This is a genomic window from Paraburkholderia sp. XV, assembly GCF_020177535.1.
In the GTDB taxonomy this organism is placed as follows: domain Bacteria; phylum Pseudomonadota; class Gammaproteobacteria; order Burkholderiales; family Burkholderiaceae; genus Paraburkholderia; species Paraburkholderia caribensis.
Map to the genome: position 1 here is coordinate 100,268 of NZ_JAGUUD010000006.1, position 20,591 is coordinate 120,858.

A 20,591-nucleotide genomic window follows, 5' to 3' on the forward strand; every position below is an offset into this window, starting at 1 on the left:
ATGAAATCCACCTCAAGATTTCGTCCGGCATGGCTTGCGGGCATCGTGCGCACCTTTACCGTTGGCTGTGCACTGTGTTTCGCCACATTGACGGCGGCGCACGCCGAGAAGGACTTCAACACGCCCGATGCCGCGATGAACGCATTCGGCGAAGCCGTCACGAACAACGACGAAGCGACACTGCAATCCATCTTCGGGCGCGACTTTCGCGATCTGATTCCGCCCGTCGGCGCCGACATCCGCAGCCGCTTCCTCGACGAATGGGGCAAGGCGCACCAGGTCGAGCAGACCGGCGACAATCACGCCCGTATTACCGTCGGCAACGACGGGTGGACGTTTCCTGTTCCACTCGTGAAGGGTGCGAAAGGATGGCACTTCGACATGCAGGCAGGCGCGGAGGAAATGCGCTTGCGGCGCATCGGCCGAAACGAACTCGCCGTCATTCAGACGATGCTCGCGATCTACGACGCGCAGCGCGAATATGCCCTCACCGATCACGATGGCGTCGGCCTGCTCAGGTATGCGTCGAAACTGTCGAGTTCGCCGGGAAAGCACGACGGCCTCTACTGGCCGACCGAACCCGACGCGCCTCCTAGTCCGCTCGGCCCGGCTTTCGTGCAGGCGGCCACTCGCCACGCCGCGGATGCCGGATACCACGGCTACCACTACAAGCTGCTGACGTCGCAAGGTCCGCATGCGCCGGGCGGTGCCTACGACTATGTCGCGCATGGCAAGCTGTTCGGTGGCTTCGCCGTTCTCGCGTGGCCTGTGCGCTATGGCGACACGGGCATCAAGAGCTTCATGGTCAGCCATGCGGGCCAGGTCTACGAACGCGATCTCGGTCCCGATAGCGCGGCGAAGGCGAAGGCGATTTCCTCGTTCGATCCCGGACCCGGCTGGGCGAAGGTGCAGCCTTGAAAAGACGCAGGCCAGCCGATTGGTGTGCGGCGTGACCCCGTGGCGGCAGCCGGCGTCTTTCTGCGCTCATTGCCGCCAACGTCGCGGTCGCCAGTGCGACGACCAGTAAGGCGATACGAGAGCGATACGAGAGCGATATGAGAGCGATACGAGAGGCCGTCATGCCGAGGCGCAAGACCCTCAGCGCCCCATGCGCCGATCGTAGCTGCGCGAAATGCGGTCGAGCAGCGTGGGGTCACGCGCGTCGCGTGAGTTGAACTGCACGACCACGCTGCCGTCGGCTTGCTGGCGTACGCTCGCCGTCACGGTGCTGCCATCGAGCGTGCCGACGACGTTGCCGCTGCCCGGGTCCTGGACGGCGACCGACACGCCCTCGTCATGCATGGCGCCCGACGCAGCGGCAAACGACCGATCGTAGCTGGCTGGCGTCATCACGACGGTTCCTGGCGGCGCCGCGTAGTAGGGACATCCCGCCAGCGGCAGCAGGAACGCCCAAAGGCCGATGCGCAGGATGCGCGCGACGTCGAAACGTTCGCGAGCCGCGGGCCCGGGCCCGACGGCGTTTCCCGAGTCTGCGTGAAAGTACCGTTTGCTCCATGGCGTCATCGCGATTCCCCTCGACCGGATACGGCGATCAGCACTGCACATGTGCTCGCGAATGCCGTCGCCGCTTGAACCTGACATCGACATTCAGATAGCTACGACTGAAAGTAAAGCATAGCTCCCCTTCCGCAGGTTGCCGATGCATTCAAGAAACAGCGTCAGATACTACGGTTGACGCTGACATCATGATGCCGCGCGTGTTCGACCGCGATCCGACGGCAGCGCGTAATGCTCGCTCTTCGGCGCAGCCGTTCACGACAGAACTTGCCCGCCTGATGTCGTGATGCGAGGCCACGGCGACGAAGAGCGACCCGCACGCCGCCGCCAGCGTTTGCCTACATCCCGCCGAAAGGCTTCTTCACGGCCAGTTTGTTGGTCACCGACGTCACGCCCGGAACGCCTTTGGCGATCTCCACGACCTTGTCGATCTGCGACGCATCGGCCACCGAGCCGTTCAACGTTATCGCGCCGTCTTTCGCCGTGACACTGATATCCCCGGCGCTGATCTCCTTTTGCTTCCCGATGGCGGCATACACCTTCCGGCGCAGCGCCCGATCCGCTTTCCTGCCTGTTGCGGGTGCAGCCGCACCGGACGCCGTCGTCGCGGATGCGCCCGGTACGCTGGCGGGCGCCTTCGCCGGCTGCCCCGACTGGCACCAGGCACTCATGGATGCTGCGACGAGCCATGCCACGACGGCCAGTTGAACTACGTAATTGCTTTTCATCGAATACTCCCGTTGATCTCCGTGGCGGACTCAGAACGTATGGCGAATGCCGATCATCGCCGCAGTGGTCGACTCTCCCGGCGCAACCGGCGCGCCGTAGATAATCGTCTGGTTCATGGTCCCCTTGTTGTCGACATAGCCGACCTGCGCGTAAGCCCTGGTCCTCTGCGACAGGCTGTATTCGGCGCCCACTGCGAACTCGCTCGAGTGGTTCGCTGAATGGTTCCGGTCTTTCAGGTAGTAGTACCCGGACGTGACCTTGAAGCGAGGATTGAACTGGTAGCCAAGACCGCCCGATATCATTTCGAAGTCGGCGGTGTTGCTCTTCGCTGGATTCTTGCCGACGCCGTAAGACGCGGATAGCGAAAACCCGCTGATCGTGTACATCGCGCCGAAGTAGTAGAAACGGTTATTGGCAAGACCTGTCGCGGGCACGGCGGGCGCGGCCGGATAGGTCAGCGGGAACGGGTTCGTGTCGTGTCCGTTGTAGTACACGGCAGACAGGTTCAGACCGTAGTTCGAATACTTGAGCACGGCGGATTCACGCGTGCCGCCCTGGAACTGACCGCCGACGCCGCCCGGCGCATACTCGAGCGCAACCGAGGCCCCATAGAATTTCGGCGAATTGTAGACAAGCGCGTTGCTGTCATACAGCGCGCCGATCGGCGCGTTGGTACTCGTGCCGGGCCAGCCGGCCGCCTGATTCATGCCCAGCCACGCAGTCAGGATACTGCCGAAATACTGCGCGCCGCGCACGTCGGTTTCGGCCATCGCGTAGATCATCGGGATGATCTGCCGCCCGGCGTCGAACGTGCCGAATGGCCCGGCTACCCCGACCGTCGCAAACTGGTTGAAGATCGCCGTCGTGCCCGGCGTATCGGCGAGACCGAACTTGCCGTTCGTGGAATTGAACACGCCCTGCAGCTTGAAGTTGATCTTGTAGCCGCCGCCGAGATCCTCGCTTCCCTTGAGCCCCCAGAAGCTGGCGTAGATACCGCCGTCCTTGAGCTGATAGACGTGGCCAAGGTTCGGCGCATGCGGCTGAAAGGTCGCCGCCGACGTGCTCTGATACAGCATTCCGGTGTCGATCACGCCATACAGCGTCACCGACGATTGCGCATGGGCTGCCGTGGCGAAAACCACCAGCGCAGCAGCGCAGCATGACTTCAGTTTCATTCCGTCTCCTCTGGTTCCATACATGCCGGGATGTTCCCGGTCGTTTCTTGATCGAAAGTACGCGTACCGCGCCGCGTCGCGTGTCAGGCCGTCAGGTAATAGTCTGCGAACCGATCTCTCAGCTGGTTCTTGAGCACTTTGCCCGTCGCGCCGACGGGCACGGTATCGATGAACACCACCGCGTCGGGTTTCCACCAGCGCGCCACGCGCCCGTCGAGGAATGCGAGCAGTCCGTTCGCGTCCAGCCCGCTTCCCGGCTTCTTCACGACCAGCAGCAACGGCCGTTCGTCCCACTTCACATGGCGCGCGGCAATGCAGACGGCAGTCGCGACGTCGGGATGCAGGTACGCGACGTTTTCGATGTCGGTCGAACTGATCCATTCCCCGCCCGACTTGATGACGTCCTTGCTGCGATCGGTGATCTGCATGAAACCGTCGGCGTCGATCCTTGCGATATCGCCCGTCGGAAACCAGCCGTCACGCAGCGGCGGCTGCCCTTCGCTGCCAAAGTACTCCCGCGCGACCCATGGGCCCCGCACCAGCAGATCGCCCGCCGCGACGCCGTCCCACGGCAACGCGGCGCCATCCGCATCGACGATCTTCATGTCGATGCCGAACACCGCGCGCCCCTGCTTCGCCTGCACCTCGTAACGCTTGCAGCCAGGCAGCGAGAGCTGATGCGCCTTGAGGCTGCAGACCGTGCCGACCGGGCTCAATTCCGTCATGCCCCAGGCGTGCAGGACCTCGACGCGATGCGCCTCCCTGAACGCCGCCGTCATCGCCGTCGAACACGCTGCGCCGCCGACGATCGTGCGCCTCATGTGCGAGAACGCGCCCTTGATCGCGTCGACGTGTGCGAGCAGACCCTGCCAGACCGTCGGCACACCCGCCGACAGCGTGACCTGCTCGGCTTCGATCAGTTCGTAGAGGGATTGACCGTCGAGCGCCGGGCCCGGAAACACCAGCTTCGCGCCGACCATGCACGCGATATACGGCAATCCCCACGCGTTCACATGGAACATCGGCACGACGGGGAGAATCGCATCGCGCGCCGAGCAGTTGAGCGAATCGGGCAACGCCGCCGCATAGGTGTGCAGCACGGTCGAGCGGTGGCTGTACAGCACGCCTTTCGGGTTGCCCGTGGTGCCCGACGTGTAGCACAGCGACGAGGCGCTGTTTTCGTCGAGCAATGGCCATTCGAACACATCGTCGTGAAGATCGACGAGGTCTTCGTAGCACAACAGCATCGTGGACAGGCCGTGCGTTTGCGGCATGTGCGCCCGATCGGTCATCGCGACGAAGAGCTTCGGGCTTTTCACGCGCGGCGCGACGCTCTCGATCAACGGCAGGAACGTGAGGTCGAAGAACACCACGCGATCCTGCGCGTGTTCGATGATGTAGGCGAGCTGATCGACATGCAGCCGCGGGTTGAGCGTATGCAACACGGCACCGGAACCCGACACGGCGAAGTAAAGCTCCATATGGCGATAGCCATTCCACGCGAGCGTCGCAACCCGCTCGCCATGCCCGATGTCGAGAGCCGCCAGCGCATTGGCCATGCGGCGCGCGCGTTGCGCCAGATCCCGGTACGAATAGCGGTGAATATCGCCTTCGACGCGTCGCGACACGATCTCCCGCCCGCCGTGATGGCGTTCCGCGTGCGTCAGCAGCGACGCCACCAGCAGCGGCTGCTGCATCATCAAACCTTGCATTGTTGCTTCTCCTGTCTGGTCGCGCATTGCCGCGCTTCCGGTTGCCCTGCTGCCTTGCCGTCTGTACCGTCTGTGCCGTCTGTGCCGTCCACCGGCACCGCGCCCTGTTCGTCGAGATTCAGGACCAGCTTCGAACCGACCGTCGCGACAGCAAACGCGGTAAGCCTCAAGCTCCCCGCGCCGGGCGTGCATCCCGTGCGCAGATCGAAGCGCAGGCCGTGTGCGGGACAGCGCAGCATGGACCCTTCCATCTGCCCATTCCCGAGCGACGCGCCGTTGTGCGGGCACGAGTCGTCGATCGCGTAAATCGCGCCGTCGACGTTGAAGACCACGATGCAGCGACCGTCGACGAATACCCGCTTGCGCTGGCCCGGCCCGATTTCGCCGGCAACACCGATCCCTACCTGACGTGACATCGCAGGCTCCTTTCCTTGCCAAATGAGGTAACCGTCAGATCAGAGCAACTCGCTGATCAGGGTCGTCGCCCGCGGCCATTCTCCAAAGCCCGCAGCGGGATTGAGATGGCCGACTTCGCCGAGATCGACGAGACGGCTGCCCCAGTCGCGCGCCATTCCTTGCACCCGCTCGAACTGCGCGAGCGGATCGTTGCGGCTCGCACCGACGATGCTCGGAAACGGCAGCCGTTCGCGCGGAATGGGATGCCAGCCGTTCGCTGCGAGCACATCGAAACCCGGATAGCCGGCCGGCAGCGGCGTTTCGAGGTCGGCAGGCGCGGCGAGCAGCGCGCCGTGAATCTTGCGGTCGTGCTGCCTCGCCCAATGCACCGTGATCATCACGCCCGCGCTATGTGCGACCAGAATGACCGGGCCATCGATCTTCGCGAGCGCCGCATCGAGTGCCGCGACACGCGCCGCGCAACTGAGCCCGTCGTGTTCGAGCGGCGGCACGCAAGCCGCGTTCGGCAGCGTCTGCGCGAGCAGCGTTTGCCAATGCCCGGCGACGTGATCGCGCAAGCCCGGCACGATCAGAACGGTGGGTGTGAAAACGGGAGTCATGACAAGCTTGCCTTTCCCGTCAATACGGCTTGTCGCCGATGATCCCCGCACGCTCCATCTTGCGATGGCTCGGCGGGTAGTCCATCACCGCATAGTGTTGCGTGCTGCGGTTGTCCCAGATAGCGATGCTGTTCGGTTTCCAGCGCCAGCGCACCTGGTATTCGGGTATGTACGCCTGGCTGACCAGATAGCGCAGCAGATCGCCCGCGCCGGGATTCGCGTCCTGTCCGAAGCGCACCCGCGCCGCCGTGTGATAGTTGGTGAAATGCGTGGTGAAGGCGTTCACGAACAACACCTTCTCGCCCGTTTCCGGGTGCGTGCGCACCACCGGGTGCTCCGCGTCCGGGAACTGCGCCTTCAGTGCGAGGCGTTTCTCGACGGGCATCGCCGCGCCGAAACTCGCCTCGATGCTATGCCGGGCACGCAAGTCCGCGATCTGCGTCTTGATGTGCTCGGGCAGGTTCTCATAGGCGAGGACCATGTTCGCCCACATCGTGTCGCCGCCCACGGGCGGACACTCCACGCAGCGCAGCACCGCGCCGAACTGCGGCGCTTCCCGCCAGGTGGCGTCGGCATGCCACGCGTTCTCGTAGCGGTCGTTGGGCTGCTCCGGATTCTTGTAGATGCGCACGAGGCCGGGATGATCCGGGTCGCTGCCTGCGACGGGATGATCTTCCAGTTCGCCGAAGCGCCGCGCGAACGCCACATGCTGGGCGCGCGTGATGTCCTGGTCGCGCAGGAAGATCACGCGGTGTGTCAGCAGCGCCGCGCGGATCTGCGCGAACAGGCCGTCATCGTGGATCGCATCGGCGAGCTGCACGCCCGTCAGTTCGGCGCCGATCGTGCACGTCAAGGGTTCGACTCGCATGACTTGTTCCTCAGATGACGAAGACCGACGAGCCGGTCGTCTTGCGCGCTTCCAGGTCGCGGTGCGCTTGCGCTGCGTCCTCGAGTGCGTAACGCTGGTTGAGTTCGATCCTGATCCGGCCCGCGGCGATATGCCCGAAGATTTCGCCTGCCAGTTCGTTCTTTTCGACCGGATCGGCGATATAGTCGGCCAGCGCCGGGCGCGTCAGATAAAGCGAGCCTTTCACCGCCAGCATCTGCGGATTGAGCGGCGGAATCGGACCCGAAGCCGTGCCGACGCAGACCATCAGACCGCGACGCTTGAGCGAATCGAGCGAAGCCTCGAAGGTATCCTTGCCGACGCTGTCGAACACCACGTTCACGCCCACGCCGTCCGTGAGTTCGCGCACGCGCTTCGCGACGTTCTCCCGGCCGTAGTAGACGATATGGTCGCAGCCATGCGCGCGGGCAACCTCGCCCTTGGCTTCCGTCGAAACCGTGCCGATCACGGTCAGGCCCAGCAGCTTCGCCCATTGCGACACGATCAGCCCAACGCCACCCGCAGCCGCGTGCAGCAGGATGACGTCGCCCGGCTTGAAGCCGTAGATACGGCGCATCAGATACGCCGCCGTCAGGCCGCGCATGGTCATGCCAGCCGCCGTTTCGCTGGAGATCGCATCGGGCAGCTTGATGAGCGGACCGGCGGGAACGAGGCGTTCGGTGCTATAGGCGCCGAGCGTATTGACGAAGCCGGTGTAGGTCACGCGATCGCCCACCGCGACGTTCGTCACATCCGGGCCAATCGATTCGACCACGCCCGCCGCCTCGACGCCCATGCCTGCCGGGAGTGGGACGGGATAGAGGCCGCTGCGGAAATACGTGTCGGCGAAATTCAGACCCACTGCCTCGTGACGCAGGCGGACCTGTCCTGGGCCGGGGTCGCCCACTTCCACGTCCTCGTAGCGCAAGACTTCGGGACCACCCGTTTCATGGAAGCGCACTGCCTTTGCCATGTTGAATCTCCTGTTCATTACTCAAACTACACATCGTTTCTTGCCTGCGTCATCACGCACGCGCTGCCACCGATCAATCAGCGTGCGGCTTCTTCACGCAGCGTATTGAGACGATCGAGGTCGCGAGCGTAATTCCGCTTGCCGATAAAGAATGCAATCGCGGCGACGAGCGGCGCAAACGGCACGAGTTGCAATGCGCCAAGCAGTCCGAGCCGGTCGGCCATGACGCCCGTGAGCACTGCGGCGGGCGCCAGACCCAGCAGGTTGTTCGCGAGCGTCAGGGTCGCAAATGCCGAGGCGTGGATCGACGGCGGCGTGAGGTTGGCCACCATCGCACCCGACGGACCGCTCGCGCCTGCGCAGAAAAACATGCCGGCACCGATCACGATCAGTTGCAGCGGACCCGCGGGCATCCGAAAGCCGATCGCGAGCAGCGTGAAGCACACGAGGCAAAAGGCGATCGCGGCGGCCCACTTGCGTTCGCGTCCCTGCTTGCTGAGGCGGTCGGCGAGCGCGCCGCACACCACCATGCCGACGCCCGTCACCAGCACGAACACTGCCGCGCTCGTTGCAGCCTTGCCGGTGGGCATGCCGTAGTAGCGATTCAGGAAGCTCGGCATCCACGCCCAGACAGCGGCGGGAACCAGCAGATGCATACCGCTGCCGACATAGGCGCACACGACGGACTTCGTCGAGAACAGCCCCTTCATCAACGCGCGCAGGCTCATCCGCACGCCGAGCCCTTCCGCCTTGTTCAGGCTTGCCGGCTGCAGCCGGGCGAGACGCTTTTCAGTAACGACCAGCCGGTAGACGATCACCAGCACGATCCCCAGCGCCGCCATCGCGCCGAACGCCATGCGCCAGCCCATCTGGGCCGCGACCGCGCCGCCCAGCGCCATGCCCAGCACCGAGCCGAACGCGCCACCCGCCATGAACGTGCCCGTCAGCGTGGCGCGCAGCCGCGCGGGGAAAATGCTCAGGACCACTGCGATCCCGACACTGCCATAGGCAGCCTCGCCGATACCGACGAACGCCCGAGCCAGCAGCATCTCGCCGTAGTTCGTCGAGATCGCGCAGCCCAGCGTCGCGAGACTCCACATCGCCGCCATCAGGACAATGCTTTTCACGCGGCCCCAGCGATCGGCAAGCACCGACAGCGGAAAGGTCAGCACGCCGACCATCAGCGCGACCACGCTGCTAAGCGAGCCCAGCCGGGTATCCGAAAGGCCCCACGCGGCCTTGAGCAGCGGAAACACGGCATTCAGCACTTGCCGCGACATGTAGTCGGAGAGCAGCAGCCCGACCGTCAGGGCAAATACGATCCACGCATAGCCGCGCACATCCGTTTGTGTGGCGGCAACATTGCCCGCCGTGGGCTCGGCATGCTGCATGAGCATGATGTGTCTCCTTCGTCCCGCTTGGTGGCGGCCGCCTCTGCCCGCAGGTCACGGCGACCGGTTATGAATATCGCAGTTCGTTCCCCGGCGCTAGCCGGGGAACCCGACCTTCGAAGGCCGCGACAAGCGACATCTGGGTTGCACGCCCACCCGTCACGCCGCGCGCAGCGGCAAGTTCCTGACGCCCGCCTCGCGGTTCGGCGCCATGCCGTTGGCAGCGAGCGTCTCATCGGCCGTCTCGTACTGCACGCCGATGCGGTAGATCTCGCGTGCCTCCTTGCCGGTGGCGATGTCGCGCCCGAGTTCGCGCGCCACACGCACGCACTGCTCGATCTGCTGCACCGACGTGAAGCGGTTGCCGTGCTGGTCGATGATCGTGTCTTCGATACCGCAGCGAGGATGCAGGCCCATCGCCATTGCCATCATGTTGAACGGCAACACGTTCTTCAGCAACGACTCGGCAGTGAGCGTGCAGCCATCCGGCGCGCGATGCACGAAGTTGAAGAAATTGAACGGATTCGGACCGTCGAAGCCGCCGCCGATGCCGATCCACGTCAGGTTCAGCGGCCCCTTGTAGACGCCCTTGCGCACCAGGCGCTCGAGCGTTTCGAGCGCGTGGATGCCCGTGAGCTGGAAGTGCGGCTGAATGCCCGATGCCTGCAGGCGGCGCAGATGTTCCTCGACCCATGCCGGGCCCGCAGGCACGGTCATCTCGCTGTAGGCAGCCATGAACGCGGGGTTCGACAGCGACGTGCCTGCCAGGTACTCCGGATAAAGCAGCTCCATGATGTTCATTTGCGTCGTGTTGATCGCGACCGTCACCTGGTCCGGTTTCGGGTCGAGATCGGCGAGCATGTGACGCGTATCGTCGGAGAGCCACTTCGCGGCCTGTCCGTCGTCTTCCGGTGCGAACGATATCGAGCCACCCACCTGGATGATCATGTCGGGCACGGCGGAACGCACACCCGCGATCAGTTCGTTGAACTTCGACAGACGCTTCGAACCCTTGCCATCCAGTTCGCGCACGTGCAGGTGAAGCACCGTGGCGCCGGCGTTATAGCAATCGACGGCCTTCTGGACCTGTTGCTCCATCGTCACCGGAATGTCTTCGGGGAAGTCATCGGGCATCCACTCCGGACCATACGGGGCGGTGGTGATGACGACCTTGTCCTGGTTCTCCGGGTGGAGCGAATCGTCGAGAAACTGCATCTTGGTTCTCCAGTGCGGGGTGATGGTTTTCGGTGTCGCATCGCATCTGCAACAACACCTGACCGTTATCCGCACAGTACGGGAATCACGCGCTACACTTTTGTGATTGGGCGCCATTGTTTTAGCGTTGCATGCCACTGCGTGAAAACCCTGGCCTGTGGCAGATGCGAACTGGCCGCCTGCACGTTCAAGCGGGAGTAGCGATGGAAACGATGCTGCGATCGGTGGCGATGGGCGGCTATTTCGATGTGACACGGCGGCTCGGACTGAACCCGATCGAACTCGCACAGCAGGTCGGGATCGATGCGGCCGCGCTCGCCAATCTGGACGATCGCGTGCCCGCCGCCGCGTGCTGCCGGCTCATCGAACTGACGGCCGACAAGGCCTCTTGCCCGACCTTCGCCCTGCAAATGGCGGAAACCCGCCAGAAGTTCGGCACGGGCGTGGTCAACGTCCTGCTCGCCCACAAGCGCACGTTGCGCGAAGTGTTGCTCGCGGCAGCCGAATACCGGCACCTGCTCAACGAAGCGCTGGCCGTCTACGTCGAGAACGCGGGCGACACGGTCACCATCCGGGAGGAACTCGTCGTTGAACCGGGCACCCCGACAAAGCAGGCAATCGAGCTGGCGGTCGGCGTACTGGCGCGCCATGCCAGCGCTCTGCTCGGCGACCACTGGAAGCCGCGCACTGTTCACTTCACTCATGCCGGACCTGCCGACCTGACCTTTCATCGAAGGTTCTTCGGCTGTTCACTGCAGTTCGGCAGCGACTTCAACGGCTTCGTCTGTGCGGCGGCCGATCTCGACTACCCGAACCCTGCCGCCGATCCAGAACTGGTGCGATACGCTGAAAGCCTCGCCACGCCGCTGAACGCGGCGAATGCCGACTCGGCTGCGCTCGAAGTGCGCAAGGCGATCTACCTGCTGCTGCCGATCGAGCAAGCCACGGTCGAGCTGGTTTCGCGGCAATTGGGCCTGAGCGTGCGCACCATGCAGCGGCAGCTCGAATCGGCGCAGACCAGCTTCTCGACGCTGGTCGAGGAAGTCCGGCGCGAACTGGCCGTGCGCTATATGAGCAATCCACGCTATCCGATCGGCCGGGTTTCGGCACTGCTGGGCTACTCGCAGCAAGGCTCGTTCACGAAGTGGTTCACTTCGCAATTTCATATGACGCCGCGCGACTGGCGAAACAGCCGGTCGAAATGACGATACGGCTGACGCCGTCATCACGCACGCCGGCTTCCATCCGGCGTATCGCTCTCGACAGACTGGCGCGCGCCCGCGCGCGACGGTCCCGCTTTGCCGCGACGGCCAGCATGGCCTGCTTTGTCACTGCAACGGCAGATTTGGACACCGGCATGAACAGGCGCTGACAGTACGATGTCGAGCACGACAGACGGCTCGGACCCACTGGCCGACGCCGTTCCATGACGTGCGAGACACGATGAAAGCGGGGAATGCACGCCCCGGCAACTGGACAAGCGCATGAACGAACTGAACGGATACGACTACGAAGACCTGCAACCTGGCATGAGCGCCAGCTTTGCCAAGACCATCACGGAAGCCGACATTCTGTTGTTCGCTGGTGCGTCGGGCGACATGAACGCGGTTCACATCAACGAGCAATTTGCGCAGACGACGCCCTTCAAGGGGCGCATCGCGCACGGCATGCTCACGGCGAGCATCATCTCCGCGGCCATTGCCGGCCGGATGCCGGGTCCTGGCACCGTCTATCTTGGACAGAACCTCCGCTTCAAAGCCCCCGTTCGCCCAGGCGACACGGTGCATGCGGAAGTGACCATCAAGCAACTGATACCGGAAAAACGCCGCGTGGTGATGTCGACGATCTGCACGGTCGGCGGCAAGGTCGTGATAGAAGGCGACGCGCTCGTCATGCCCACTTCGCGCCGCGGCCTGGCTGTGGCATCCACGGATCTTTCAGGCCGGGGATCGAAATGAACAGGTTATTTAGCATTCCGGATGAGTTTGCCAAAGGCTGGCTCGATGCCGGCTTCAATTTCTGGCGCGGCATGCCACTGACGGAGCGTCCCGGCACCACCGTAACGGACGCCGACGGCAACGACATCCATCCCGTCACGCCCGGTGCGAGCAACATCATGACGCGTGCCCAAACCCGATACTGGCAACAGCAAACAGCGCTTTGGCACGGCGTCTTTTCTCGCGTGCCCGGCGCACACCCGGGCACGGGTGCTGCCGTGAAGCCAGCGCGTGGCGACGGGCGCTTTCGTGCCGAAGAATGGTCCGCAAATGGCTGGTTCAGCTTTCTGAAGGAAAACTATCTGATCAACGCGCAGATGCTCGAAGACCTGACCGAGGCGAGCGCGTTGAACGAGAAGGAAAAACACAAGCTCCGTTTTTTCATGCGGCAATTCATCGACCTTGCGAGTCCTTCGAATTTTGCTGCGACCAATCCCGAAGTGATCCGGCGTGCGCTCGAAACCAGCGGCAGCAGTCTGCTGGCGGGCCTCACGCATCTGCTGGAGGATGTGAAGCGAGGCAGCATTTCGATCACTGACCAGAGTGCGTTCGAAGTGGGCCACAGCGTTGCGGTGTCCGCAGGGTCGGTGGTGTTCGAGAACGATCTGTTCCAGCTGGTCCAGTACGCACCGTTGACGCCAACAGTCGCGCGGCGCCCCCTCGTGATCGTCCCGCCTTGCATCAACAAGTTCTACATTCTGGACCTGCAGCCCGAGAACTCCTTTGTGCGCTTCGCCAATGACCACGGGCTCACCGTGTTCATGGTGTCGTGGCGCAACGTGGACGCACAGACGGCACATACCGGCTGGGACGATTACCTCGAACAGGGTGTGATGAAGGCCATCGAAGTCGCGCGCGCCATCAGTCGCGCCGATAAGGTCAATGCCTTGGGCTGGTGCGTCGGCGGGACGATGCTGTCGTCCGCACTCGCTGTGATGCGCGCCAATGGCGACGAGTCGGTAGCCAGCGTGACCTTGCTGACGTCGTTGCTCGACTTCAGCGAACCGGGCGACCTCGGCGTGTTCATCGACGAGGCGGGTGTCGCGATGCGCGAGCAGACGATCGGCCGCGGCGGGCTGTATCCGGGGCGTGAACTCGGCTTCACCTTTCAGACGCTACGCGCCAACGATCTGATCTGGCCGTACGTCGTGAACAACTACCTGAAGGGCAAAACGCCGGCCGCATTCGATCTGCTGTACTGGAACGCGGACACGACCAATCTTCCCGGTCCGATGTATAGCTGGTATCTGCGTAACATGTATCTGGAGAACAATCTCCGCGTGCCCGGCAAGCTCACGATGTGCGGCACGGCCGTCGATCTCAAGCGCATCGACATGCCTGGCTATCTGCTCGCAACGCGGGACGATCACATCGTTCCCTGGCAATCCGCGTGGCGCTCGACACAACTGTTGGGCGGCAAGGTCGAATTCGTGCTGGGTGCCAGCGGGCATATCGCTGGTGTGATCAATCCCGCGTCGAAGAACAAGCGCAGCTATTGGACGAGTGGGACGAGCGCGACGAGCGCGGAATCGGCCAGCGACGCCCGGGCATGGCTCGCGTCCGCCGAGGAACAGCCGGGTAGCTGGTGGAACCATTGGATCGTCTGGCTGAAGCAGCATGCGGGCGAGCAGGTGAAAGCGCGCACTGTATTGGGAAGCACGAAACACCGTCCGATCGAACCGGCGCCCGGCAGGTATGTGAAGGTGCGCGCGGACTAGTGTGGTCGCCGCGCCATGCTGCTGTGTTTGCGGCCATCAAACGGAGAACGGCTGGCGGCCGGGTGCGGCGCGAATTCGCCCGCCCGGCTCACTGAAATCCTGCATGAGCGCGCGAGCTATCCCGCTCCACACTGTTCCCATGCAGTTCGCCAAACTGCAGTGCCGCGAGCTGCGCATACAGCGGCGAATTCTGCAGAAGCTCTGCGTGACGGCCTTGCGCGACAATGCGGCCCTGGTCCAGAACAACGATGCGATCCGCTTGCTGCACAGTAGCAAGACGATGCGCGATCACGAGTGTGGTACGGTTCATCGCGGCGTTGTCCAGCGCCGTTTGCACGAGCCGCTCGCTCGCGGCGTCGAGCGCACTGGTCGCTTCGTCGAGCAGCAGAATGGGCGGATTCTTGAGAATCGCGCGTGCGATCGCAAGGCGCTGACGCTGACCGCCCGACAGCCGCACACCGCGCTCACCCAGAAACGTGTCATAACCTTGCGGCAGTTCCTCGATAAAACCAGCGGCCGCCGCCATTCCGGCGGCGCGCTGCACCTGAGCGAGGGTTGCGTCGGGCATCCCGTAGCGGATGTTGTCGAGCACGCTGCCCGAAAAGATCACCGATTCCTGCAACACGACGCCAATCGCCTTGCGCAACGAAGCGAGCGATACCTGATCCGTCGACACGCCGTTGATCAGGATGCCACCCGATTGCGGCTCGTAAAAGCGCAACAGCAGCTGAAACAGCGTCGTCTTGCCCGCGCCAGACGGCCCCACCAGCGCGACATGCTCACCCGGACGCACATCGAGCGAGAAGCCGGAGAGCGCGGCGATGCCGGGACGCGACGGATAGGAAAAGCTCACGTCGTGGAAACGGATACCGTCGCCCTGCGCGGGCAGCGGCACGGTCGTCGCCGCTTCCTGCACCGGCGAGCGCGCGGCCAGCAATTGCAGCAGCCGTTCGGTTGCGCCGGCAGCCCGCTGCAGATCGCCCCACACTTCGGCGACGGCGCCCACCGCGCCCGCCGTGAATACCGCATAGAGGATGAACTGCGACAACTGTCCCGCTGTCATCTGTCCGGCGAGGACCGCCTGTGCGCCCAGCCACAGCACGAACACGACGGCGGCGAAGACGAACACGATCACCACGGCCGTCAGCGACGCGCGCGCGCGAATGCGTGTGAGCGCAGTGTCGAAGGCCAGTTCCACAGCGCCACCGAAGCGCTTTGCCTCATACGTCTCCTGCGTGTACGACTGCACGGTCGGCATCGCGTTGAGCACCTCGCCCGCCAGCGCGCTGGCGTTCGCGATCCTGTCCTGGCTTGCGCGCGAAAGCCGCCGCACGCGCCGCCCGAAGATCACGATGGGCGCGACCACGACCACCAGCGTCGCGATGATGTAGCCCGATAGCACGGGACTCGTCGTGATGAGCATCGCAATCCCGCCGACGGCCAGCAGCACGTTGCGCAATCCAAGCGACAGGCTCGTGCCAACTACGGTCTGGATCAGCGTCGTGTCGGTGGTGAGGCGCGACAGCACCTCGCCCGTCTGCGTGGTCTCGAAGTACTGCGGGCTCATTCGCATGACGTGGTCGTAGACCGCGCGGCGCAAATCGGCCGTGACCCGTTCGCCGAGCCACGACACCCAATAGAAACGCAGCGCCGTCGCGGCGGCGAGAATCAGCGAGACGATGAAGAGCGCGATGAAGTAGCGATCGATATGCGTGCGGTCGCCGCTCGCGAAGCCACGGTCGATCAGGTACTTGAACGCGACGGGGAGCGCCAGCGTCGCGCCCGCCGACGTCAGCAGCGCGAGGAACGCGAGCGCCCAGCGCCGCGCATACGGACGCAGGAACGGCAGCAGGGCAAAAAGCGGAGCGACACGTAGCGTGCGCGCAGCGGTATCGGGCATGGAGTGTTCTGTGTGGATCAGCGACAGGTCGATTATGTCAGCCCGTCGACTGGAATGTCGGCGGCACGGTCCGTGGACGGATACCGTCCGTTTGCGGCTAGAGCAGATTGTCGTCTTCTGTCGTCAGCGCGTCACCGTCGTGATGTCGTTCGAGGCGCGCGGCGGCTTCAAGCATATGCATTCCGGCGGGCGTCAGCATCGGCCGATGCCATCCGCCTGCGCGCGGCTCGATAGAGATGAGCCGGTAATCCAGCAAGGTATCGAGTTCGATACGCGTCGTGTCGATCTGATCGGGTGCGCTGCGCACGAGCATCAGCGTAGCCAGTTCATGTGGACTGCGCATGGTCGTTTCCTCAACCGTTATCGGGCGCGCCGGTTCAGCGCATCCTGACGAGCGTGATGGCGTGCTCCGGACACGCCGACACGCACTGGCCGCACGCGCGGCACGCGTCCGCACGCGGCGCGTAGGCGACCTTCATGCCGTGCACGCGCAGCTTGAAGCGTTGCAATGGGCGCAGCGCCTGGTAGTCGGCCGCATCGATGCGGCGGATGTCGAAGACGTTCTCGGGGCAAACCACCGCGCAATCCGCCTTGCCCTCGCAGCGGGCGAAATCGACCTCGGGGACGATCACGCCGGGCGGCTGTTTGCAGGCCGAAGTGGCATTGTGTGTCATGTGCCCGCTCCCTCGTTGTGGCGCGAAGCGGACGCCGGATCGTTGCGCAACCGCTCGCGCTCTTGCTGCGTCATCTGTTGCCAGTGCCGCCATTGGCGGGCTTTGTAGCAGCCCCCATGTCCGCGGAATCCGCCGAACAGAATCCGGCAGAGCACGAGCAGACCGATCGCGCGCGGATAGTCGATCGCATGCGCATCGATCACGAGGGCCGGGATGATCCAGTTCCATAGGCTCATGACGATCCAGCCCAGCAACGCAATGATCAGCACGAGCAACAGCGCCTTGGCGACAATTTTTCGGCGGAACTTCATTCCATTCTCCTTGGGTTCATATCTCGAAGCCGTCGTAAGACGATCGCAGGCGTTCGCGCAGATGCAGGACCGCATAACGCTTGCGCGCAAGCAGCGTGTTGACGCCTACGCCCGTCGCGGCCGCCATCTCCTTGAAGCTGCGGCCGTCCAGTTCGTGAGCGATGAACACCTCGCGCTGGTTCGCGGGCAACTCGTCGAGCGCGGCGCGCAGTGTGTCGAGCAGCGCCGCGCGTGCGTAAGCGGCCTCGGGCCCGGCATCGGCGGAAGGCAGCGTCAGGTCCAGGCGGTACGGATCGTCGGCTTCTTCACCATCGAAGGTGTTGACGGCATCGGGCAGAGGCGCTTCTTTCTTCTTGCGGAAGCGGTCGATGATCCGGTTTCGCGCGACGCGAAACAGCCACGCGCCGACCTGCTCGACGGGGTCCGGCAGCCGCCAGGCCTCGACGAGTTCCTCGAAGACGTCCTGTAGGATGTCCTCGGCTTCGTCCTGGTCGATGACGCGGCGGCGGATGAAATTGCGCAGCCTCGGACGCTCGCGGGCAACCGTATCGGCAATTTCGCGGTCCTGCTCGGTCATCGTGCTCGGGGCGTTTGGCGGTTCCATACCCGTGATGACGTTCCGCGAAGAAAAATATTGTGAGGCGCGCGACTGACCCGCAACATTTTGTCCGGCGGGCGAGCGGTTCAAGGTGGCGTGTCGAGAAAGCTCGACAGACTCGACGAAAAAATTCACCGCCTATCGTCACACAAAACAGGGGTTTCAGCCCTCGACCTGCATCCTGGCAACTGTTCTCATACTCACCAGAATCGCACTATGATGCGTTCTGTTGCCGACGCGCGGCACAGCCCGCGTCGCCCACGGCAAGCGCAGTCCGGCTGGTCTCCTGGCGTAGGGCACCCGGGAAGTGCGGCAAGGATGAAATCATGGTCCGTCTCGCGATGATTCTTCTTGGTGTCGACTATCTTCGCGTCCGCTGGCGCGAGCTGCTGATGGTCGGCTGCCTGAGTGTCGTGCTCGGTGTGACGATCTTCTGCGATGCGCTCGACGGCGCGCTGTGGTTCCCCATCATGCCGTTTGCCGCCCTGCTGATGCTCGAAGGCGTCGCGACGGTATGCGTCGCGTGGACGGGCATGGGTGGCCAGCGCACCCTGCGCTACGTGAAAGGGACCACGTTCATTCTGTCGGCGGCGCTCGTGCTGGTCGGCGGGGAACACGGCAACTTTATTCTGTCGATGATCTTCGGCACGCTGTTTCTCGTGGATGGCGCATTGCAGATCATCGCGGCCAGAGTGGTCCGCTACCGGAAGTGGAAAATCGCAGCCGCAGGCGGCGCACTGGAGGTTGCGATTGCAATCTTCTTCTACCAGCCCTACCCCGATCACTATGCGGGCACCGTCGCGTACTGCGTGGCATTCGGCTTGCTGTTCGGCGGCTGGAACATGATCCTGCTCGCCATGCGCGTACGGCGAATGGCCGTCAACCCCGCCGTCGCCGATGAGCAAACCGCTGCGCGCGCAACGGCATCGGCAGCGGCCGTCACGACGCAAGCGCCCGCCGTACAGCCGCGCCCGCTGCCGGGCCCATTCGACGGCCCACCCGAAGCGCACGAACCTGTGCTGACCGTGCACGTCTGGACGCCCGTTGGAACAGCGAAAGCCGAAGCGCGGCGGCAGCCGATCGTCGACCGTTACATCGCAGCCGTCGACAGGAACGGCTCGATCTCGACGGGGCACGCCGCGCTCGAAACAGCCGAAGGCATTTATATCAGCCTCTACCCGGCCGTTGAAATCGACAGGTCGCCGGAAGAATTCTCGCGGATCCTGCGTGCGACCCGCGACAACGATGTGCCCGGTGTGTTCCAGCCGGACTATGCGACGGAATCGGCAGCATGGTGCCCGTCGACGCGGCAGATCCGCATCCGTAACTACGATCCCGAGCGGCTCGCACGCTTCTGGGCCGAGTATCGCCGCGATACGACCTATAACCTCACGTACCGCAATTGTTCGAGCACCGTCGCTAAAGCGCTGGAAGCGGCGATCGAGGGTGCATCGGTGCGTGCCTGGGGAAAGCGTGGCGGCTGGCGGCCGTTCCTGCGCGTGGCGACCACGCCCGAACTGTGGGTCGCGGCACAGGTCAGAAAACGCTCGGCGACGATGGCATGGACGCCGGGACTCACGCTCGACTACGCACGCGCGCTCAGCATGCTGGCCGACCCGCGCCCGTCGGGGTGGGTGAAAATGGCGCGCCTCGCGCTGCGCACGATGTACGCATCGCGCCAGCGCTGGCGCGCGGAAAAAGCAGCCGCGCCGAACATCTATGATACGGACGCCGACGGCCAGCCCCCGGATTCGGAACAGACGTTGGCGCAGCCATGGCAGCCGGTCGCCGATCAGCATTACCCGGCAAAACGCCCGGACGCTTCGTAACACGCGCGGATCACGCCACGCGCCGCGCTGCGTCAATCGGGCTTGCGCACGGCCGCAAACAGATCGGTGATCTCTTTCATCGTCGCGGCTTCGTTCGTGTACGTGAACGTACCGCGCCCGAGCATTTCATTGGCGGCGCGCAGCAACGCGCCCAGCGCCGCACGCGCGAGCGCCCCGCCGACGCTGATCCGCTTCACGCCCATCTGCGCCAGATCGTCGACGGAAAACGGCAGGCCCGCCATGCCCATCAACACATTGACGGGCCGGTCGACGGAACTGACGACGGCGGCAATATCCTCACGCGTTTTCAATCCAGGCGCATAGAGCACGTCGGCGCCCGCCTCCTGGAAAGCCTGCAGGCGGCGGATCGTATCCGCGAGGTCGGCGCGGCCGTTCAGATAGTTCTCCGCGCGCGCCGTCAGCGTGAACGGAAACGGCAGCGAACGGGCCGCTTCCACGGCGGCGCGCACGCGCTCGACGGCGAGTTCGTGTGCATAGATGGGGTCGCTGGCGCGGCCCGTCGCGTCCTCGATCGAGCCGCCGACGACGCCCGCCGCAGCCGCCTGGCGAATCGTCTCGGCCGCGTCTTCCGGCGCGTCGCCGAAGCCGTTTTCGAGGTCCGCGCTCACGGGCAGGTCCGTCGACGGCGCGAGTTCGGCGAGATGGCGGATCATCTGCTCGCGGCCGACGGCGTTATCCGGCAAGCCCAGCGTGAACGCGTAGCCGGCGCTGGTGGTAGCCAGCGCCTTGAAACCGAGCGCTTCCAGCAGGCGCGCGGAGCCGATATCCCATGGATTGGGAATGATGAAGGGCGCGCTGGCCTCGTGAAGCGCGCGAAATGCCCGCGCCTTGTCTGCTTGTGTTGTTGTCATGGCGGCTCCATCGGTCGCGCAAGTGGATGCGGAAGATTCGCAATGTGCGGAACGGGAAGTGTTGCCCGGCCTGTCTC

Annotated in this window: 21 protein-coding genes; 5 read left to right on the forward strand and 16 right to left on the reverse strand. The window is 64.1% G+C overall.

The genetic code is table 11. From position 1 onward, the window contains the following. On the forward strand, positions 1 to 918 hold the full coding sequence (locus KFO72_RS05355; protein ID WP_225031575.1) for a DUF2950 domain-containing protein: 918 nt from the start codon (positions 1 to 3) through the stop codon (positions 916 to 918). 180 nt (positions 919 to 1,098) lie between these two features. Here the strand turns inward: KFO72_RS05355 and KFO72_RS05360 are convergent, their stop codons facing one another. From KFO72_RS05360 to KFO72_RS05405, 10 genes are all read right to left on the reverse strand, one after another. Continuing rightward, complete coding sequence (locus KFO72_RS05360) at positions 1,099 to 1,524, reverse strand: hypothetical protein (RefSeq protein WP_225031576.1); 426 nt, start codon at positions 1,522 to 1,524, stop codon at positions 1,099 to 1,101. A 332-nt stretch (positions 1,525 to 1,856) separates the two neighbouring features. Then, complete coding sequence (locus KFO72_RS05365) at positions 1,857 to 2,246, reverse strand: BON domain-containing protein (RefSeq protein WP_225031577.1); 390 nt, start codon at positions 2,244 to 2,246, stop codon at positions 1,857 to 1,859. Positions 2,247 to 2,276: 30 nt separating this feature from the next. Then, positions 2,277 to 3,422 carry a porin gene (locus KFO72_RS05370; RefSeq protein ID WP_225031578.1) on the reverse strand — a complete coding sequence of 382 codons (1,146 nt, stop codon included), beginning with the start codon at positions 3,420 to 3,422 and terminating at the stop codon, positions 2,277 to 2,279. Between the two features lie 83 nt (positions 3,423 to 3,505). Further along, positions 3,506 to 5,134 carry a 3-(methylthio)propionyl-CoA ligase gene (locus KFO72_RS05375; RefSeq protein ID WP_225031579.1) on the reverse strand — a complete coding sequence of 543 codons (1,629 nt, stop codon included), beginning with the start codon at positions 5,132 to 5,134 and terminating at the stop codon, positions 3,506 to 3,508. Continuing rightward, a complete protein-coding gene (locus KFO72_RS05380) occupies positions 5,122 to 5,550 on the reverse strand; it encodes a Rieske (2Fe-2S) protein (RefSeq protein ID WP_225031580.1) in 429 nt (142 codons plus the stop codon). The genes KFO72_RS05375 and KFO72_RS05380 overlap by 13 nt, the downstream gene beginning before the upstream one ends. 39 nt (positions 5,551 to 5,589) lie before the next feature. Next, positions 5,590 to 6,150, reverse strand: a complete 561-nt coding sequence (locus KFO72_RS05385; protein WP_225031581.1) for an RBBP9/YdeN family alpha/beta hydrolase — start codon at positions 6,148 to 6,150, stop codon at positions 5,590 to 5,592. 19 nt (positions 6,151 to 6,169) lie between these two features. Then, positions 6,170 to 7,018 (reverse strand): TauD/TfdA dioxygenase family protein, encoded by an 849-nt coding sequence (locus KFO72_RS05390; protein ID WP_225031582.1) that lies wholly within the window; start codon positions 7,016 to 7,018, stop codon positions 6,170 to 6,172. 10 nt (positions 7,019 to 7,028) lie between these two features. Further along, the gene (locus KFO72_RS05395; protein WP_054935091.1) at positions 7,029 to 8,009 is read right to left on the reverse strand and encodes a quinone oxidoreductase family protein; all 981 of its coding nucleotides are present in this window, start codon (positions 8,007 to 8,009) and stop codon (positions 7,029 to 7,031) included. 77 nt (positions 8,010 to 8,086) lie between these two features. Then, positions 8,087 to 9,406: an MFS transporter gene (locus tag KFO72_RS05400; RefSeq protein WP_107201549.1), complete on the reverse strand. Its 1,320-nt coding sequence runs from the start codon at positions 9,404 to 9,406 to the stop codon at positions 8,087 to 8,089. Between the two features lie 153 nt (positions 9,407 to 9,559). Further along, entirely contained in the window at positions 9,560 to 10,615 is a 1,056-nt protein-coding gene (locus KFO72_RS05405) for a 3-keto-5-aminohexanoate cleavage protein (protein ID WP_054935093.1), read from the reverse strand. A 203-nt stretch (positions 10,616 to 10,818) separates the two neighbouring features. Here KFO72_RS05405 and KFO72_RS05410 point away from each other — a divergent pair, with 203 nt between their 5' ends. The 3 genes from KFO72_RS05410 to phaC all read left to right on the forward strand — a co-directional run bounded on the left by KFO72_RS05410 (position 10,819) and on the right by phaC (position 14,330). Further along, complete coding sequence (locus KFO72_RS05410; RefSeq protein ID WP_054935094.1) at positions 10,819 to 11,820, forward strand: AraC family transcriptional regulator; 1,002 nt, start codon at positions 10,819 to 10,821, stop codon at positions 11,818 to 11,820. A 279-nt stretch (positions 11,821 to 12,099) separates the two neighbouring features. After that, positions 12,100 to 12,573, forward strand: a complete 474-nt coding sequence (locus tag KFO72_RS05415) for a MaoC family dehydratase (protein WP_107201547.1) — start codon at positions 12,100 to 12,102, stop codon at positions 12,571 to 12,573. Beyond that, positions 12,570 to 14,330 (forward strand): class I poly(R)-hydroxyalkanoic acid synthase, encoded by a 1,761-nt coding sequence (gene phaC / locus KFO72_RS05420; RefSeq protein WP_225031583.1) that lies wholly within the window; start codon positions 12,570 to 12,572, stop codon positions 14,328 to 14,330. The genes KFO72_RS05415 and phaC overlap by 4 nt, the downstream gene beginning before the upstream one ends. An 88-nt stretch (positions 14,331 to 14,418) precedes the next feature. Here the strand turns inward: phaC and KFO72_RS05425 are convergent, their stop codons facing one another. From KFO72_RS05425 to KFO72_RS05445, 5 genes are all read right to left on the reverse strand, one after another. Continuing rightward, entirely contained in the window at positions 14,419 to 16,230 is a 1,812-nt protein-coding gene (locus KFO72_RS05425; RefSeq protein ID WP_176052437.1) for an ABC transporter transmembrane domain-containing protein, read from the reverse strand. 97 nt (positions 16,231 to 16,327) lie between these two features. Further along, positions 16,328 to 16,573, reverse strand: a complete 246-nt coding sequence (locus tag KFO72_RS05430) for a hypothetical protein (protein ID WP_225031584.1) — start codon at positions 16,571 to 16,573, stop codon at positions 16,328 to 16,330. Positions 16,574 to 16,607: 34 nt separating this feature from the next. Beyond that, complete coding sequence (locus KFO72_RS05435; RefSeq protein WP_062916756.1) at positions 16,608 to 16,904, reverse strand: 4Fe-4S dicluster domain-containing protein; 297 nt, start codon at positions 16,902 to 16,904, stop codon at positions 16,608 to 16,610. Next, a complete protein-coding gene (locus KFO72_RS05440) occupies positions 16,901 to 17,215 on the reverse strand; it encodes a hypothetical protein (protein ID WP_054935099.1) in 315 nt (104 codons plus the stop codon). Before KFO72_RS05440 ends, KFO72_RS05435 begins: the two co-directional genes overlap by 4 nt. Before the next feature lie 16 nt (positions 17,216 to 17,231). Continuing rightward, on the reverse strand, positions 17,232 to 17,819 hold the full coding sequence (locus KFO72_RS05445) for an RNA polymerase sigma factor (RefSeq protein WP_225031585.1): 588 nt from the start codon (positions 17,817 to 17,819) through the stop codon (positions 17,232 to 17,234). Positions 17,820 to 18,139: 320 nt separating this feature from the next. Between KFO72_RS05445 and KFO72_RS05450 the strand changes: the two genes are divergently transcribed. Continuing rightward, the gene (locus KFO72_RS05450; protein ID WP_107201542.1) at positions 18,140 to 19,642 is read left to right on the forward strand and encodes an HdeD family acid-resistance protein; all 1,503 of its coding nucleotides are present in this window, start codon (positions 18,140 to 18,142) and stop codon (positions 19,640 to 19,642) included. A 32-nt stretch (positions 19,643 to 19,674) separates the two neighbouring features. On the opposite strand, the gene KFO72_RS05455 is transcribed toward KFO72_RS05450, so the two are convergent. Then, on the reverse strand, positions 19,675 to 20,514 hold the full coding sequence (locus tag KFO72_RS05455) for an isocitrate lyase/PEP mutase family protein (protein ID WP_225031586.1): 840 nt from the start codon (positions 20,512 to 20,514) through the stop codon (positions 19,675 to 19,677). Positions 20,515 to 20,591: the final 77 nt, after the last annotated feature.

Coding starts and splice junctions, on each gene's coding strand:
- KFO72_RS05355 (WP_225031575.1), top strand. CDS start 1: ATGAAATCCACCTCAAGATTTCGTCCGGCATGGCTTGCGGGCATCGTG.
- KFO72_RS05360 (WP_225031576.1), bottom strand. CDS start 1,524: ATGACGCCATGGAGCAAACGGTACTTTCACGCAGACTCGGGAAACGCC.
- KFO72_RS05365 (WP_225031577.1), bottom strand. CDS start 2,246: ATGAAAAGCAATTACGTAGTTCAACTGGCCGTCGTGGCATGGCTCGTC.
- KFO72_RS05370 (WP_225031578.1), bottom strand. CDS start 3,422: ATGAAACTGAAGTCATGCTGCGCTGCTGCGCTGGTGGTTTTCGCCACG.
- KFO72_RS05375 (WP_225031579.1), bottom strand. CDS start 5,134: ATGCAAGGTTTGATGATGCAGCAGCCGCTGCTGGTGGCGTCGCTGCTG.
- KFO72_RS05380 (WP_225031580.1), bottom strand. CDS start 5,550: ATGTCACGTCAGGTAGGGATCGGTGTTGCCGGCGAAATCGGGCCGGGC.
- KFO72_RS05385 (WP_225031581.1), bottom strand. CDS start 6,150: ATGACTCCCGTTTTCACACCCACCGTTCTGATCGTGCCGGGCTTGCGC.
- KFO72_RS05390 (WP_225031582.1), bottom strand. CDS start 7,018: ATGCGAGTCGAACCCTTGACGTGCACGATCGGCGCCGAACTGACGGGC.
- KFO72_RS05395 (WP_054935091.1), bottom strand. CDS start 8,009: ATGGCAAAGGCAGTGCGCTTCCATGAAACGGGTGGTCCCGAAGTCTTG.
- KFO72_RS05400 (WP_107201549.1), bottom strand. CDS start 9,406: ATGCTCATGCAGCATGCCGAGCCCACGGCGGGCAATGTTGCCGCCACA.
- KFO72_RS05405 (WP_054935093.1), bottom strand. CDS start 10,615: ATGCAGTTTCTCGACGATTCGCTCCACCCGGAGAACCAGGACAAGGTC.
- KFO72_RS05410 (WP_054935094.1), top strand. CDS start 10,819: ATGGAAACGATGCTGCGATCGGTGGCGATGGGCGGCTATTTCGATGTG.
- KFO72_RS05415 (WP_107201547.1), top strand. CDS start 12,100: ATGAACGAACTGAACGGATACGACTACGAAGACCTGCAACCTGGCATG.
- phaC (WP_225031583.1), top strand. CDS start 12,570: ATGAACAGGTTATTTAGCATTCCGGATGAGTTTGCCAAAGGCTGGCTC.
- KFO72_RS05425 (WP_176052437.1), bottom strand. CDS start 16,230: ATGCCCGATACCGCTGCGCGCACGCTACGTGTCGCTCCGCTTTTTGCC.
- KFO72_RS05430 (WP_225031584.1), bottom strand. CDS start 16,573: ATGCGCAGTCCACATGAACTGGCTACGCTGATGCTCGTGCGCAGCGCA.
- KFO72_RS05435 (WP_062916756.1), bottom strand. CDS start 16,904: ATGACACACAATGCCACTTCGGCCTGCAAACAGCCGCCCGGCGTGATC.
- KFO72_RS05440 (WP_054935099.1), bottom strand. CDS start 17,215: ATGAAGTTCCGCCGAAAAATTGTCGCCAAGGCGCTGTTGCTCGTGCTG.
- KFO72_RS05445 (WP_225031585.1), bottom strand. CDS start 17,819: ATGGAACCGCCAAACGCCCCGAGCACGATGACCGAGCAGGACCGCGAA.
- KFO72_RS05450 (WP_107201542.1), top strand. CDS start 18,140: ATGGTCCGTCTCGCGATGATTCTTCTTGGTGTCGACTATCTTCGCGTC.
- KFO72_RS05455 (WP_225031586.1), bottom strand. CDS start 20,514: ATGACAACAACACAAGCAGACAAGGCGCGGGCATTTCGCGCGCTTCAC.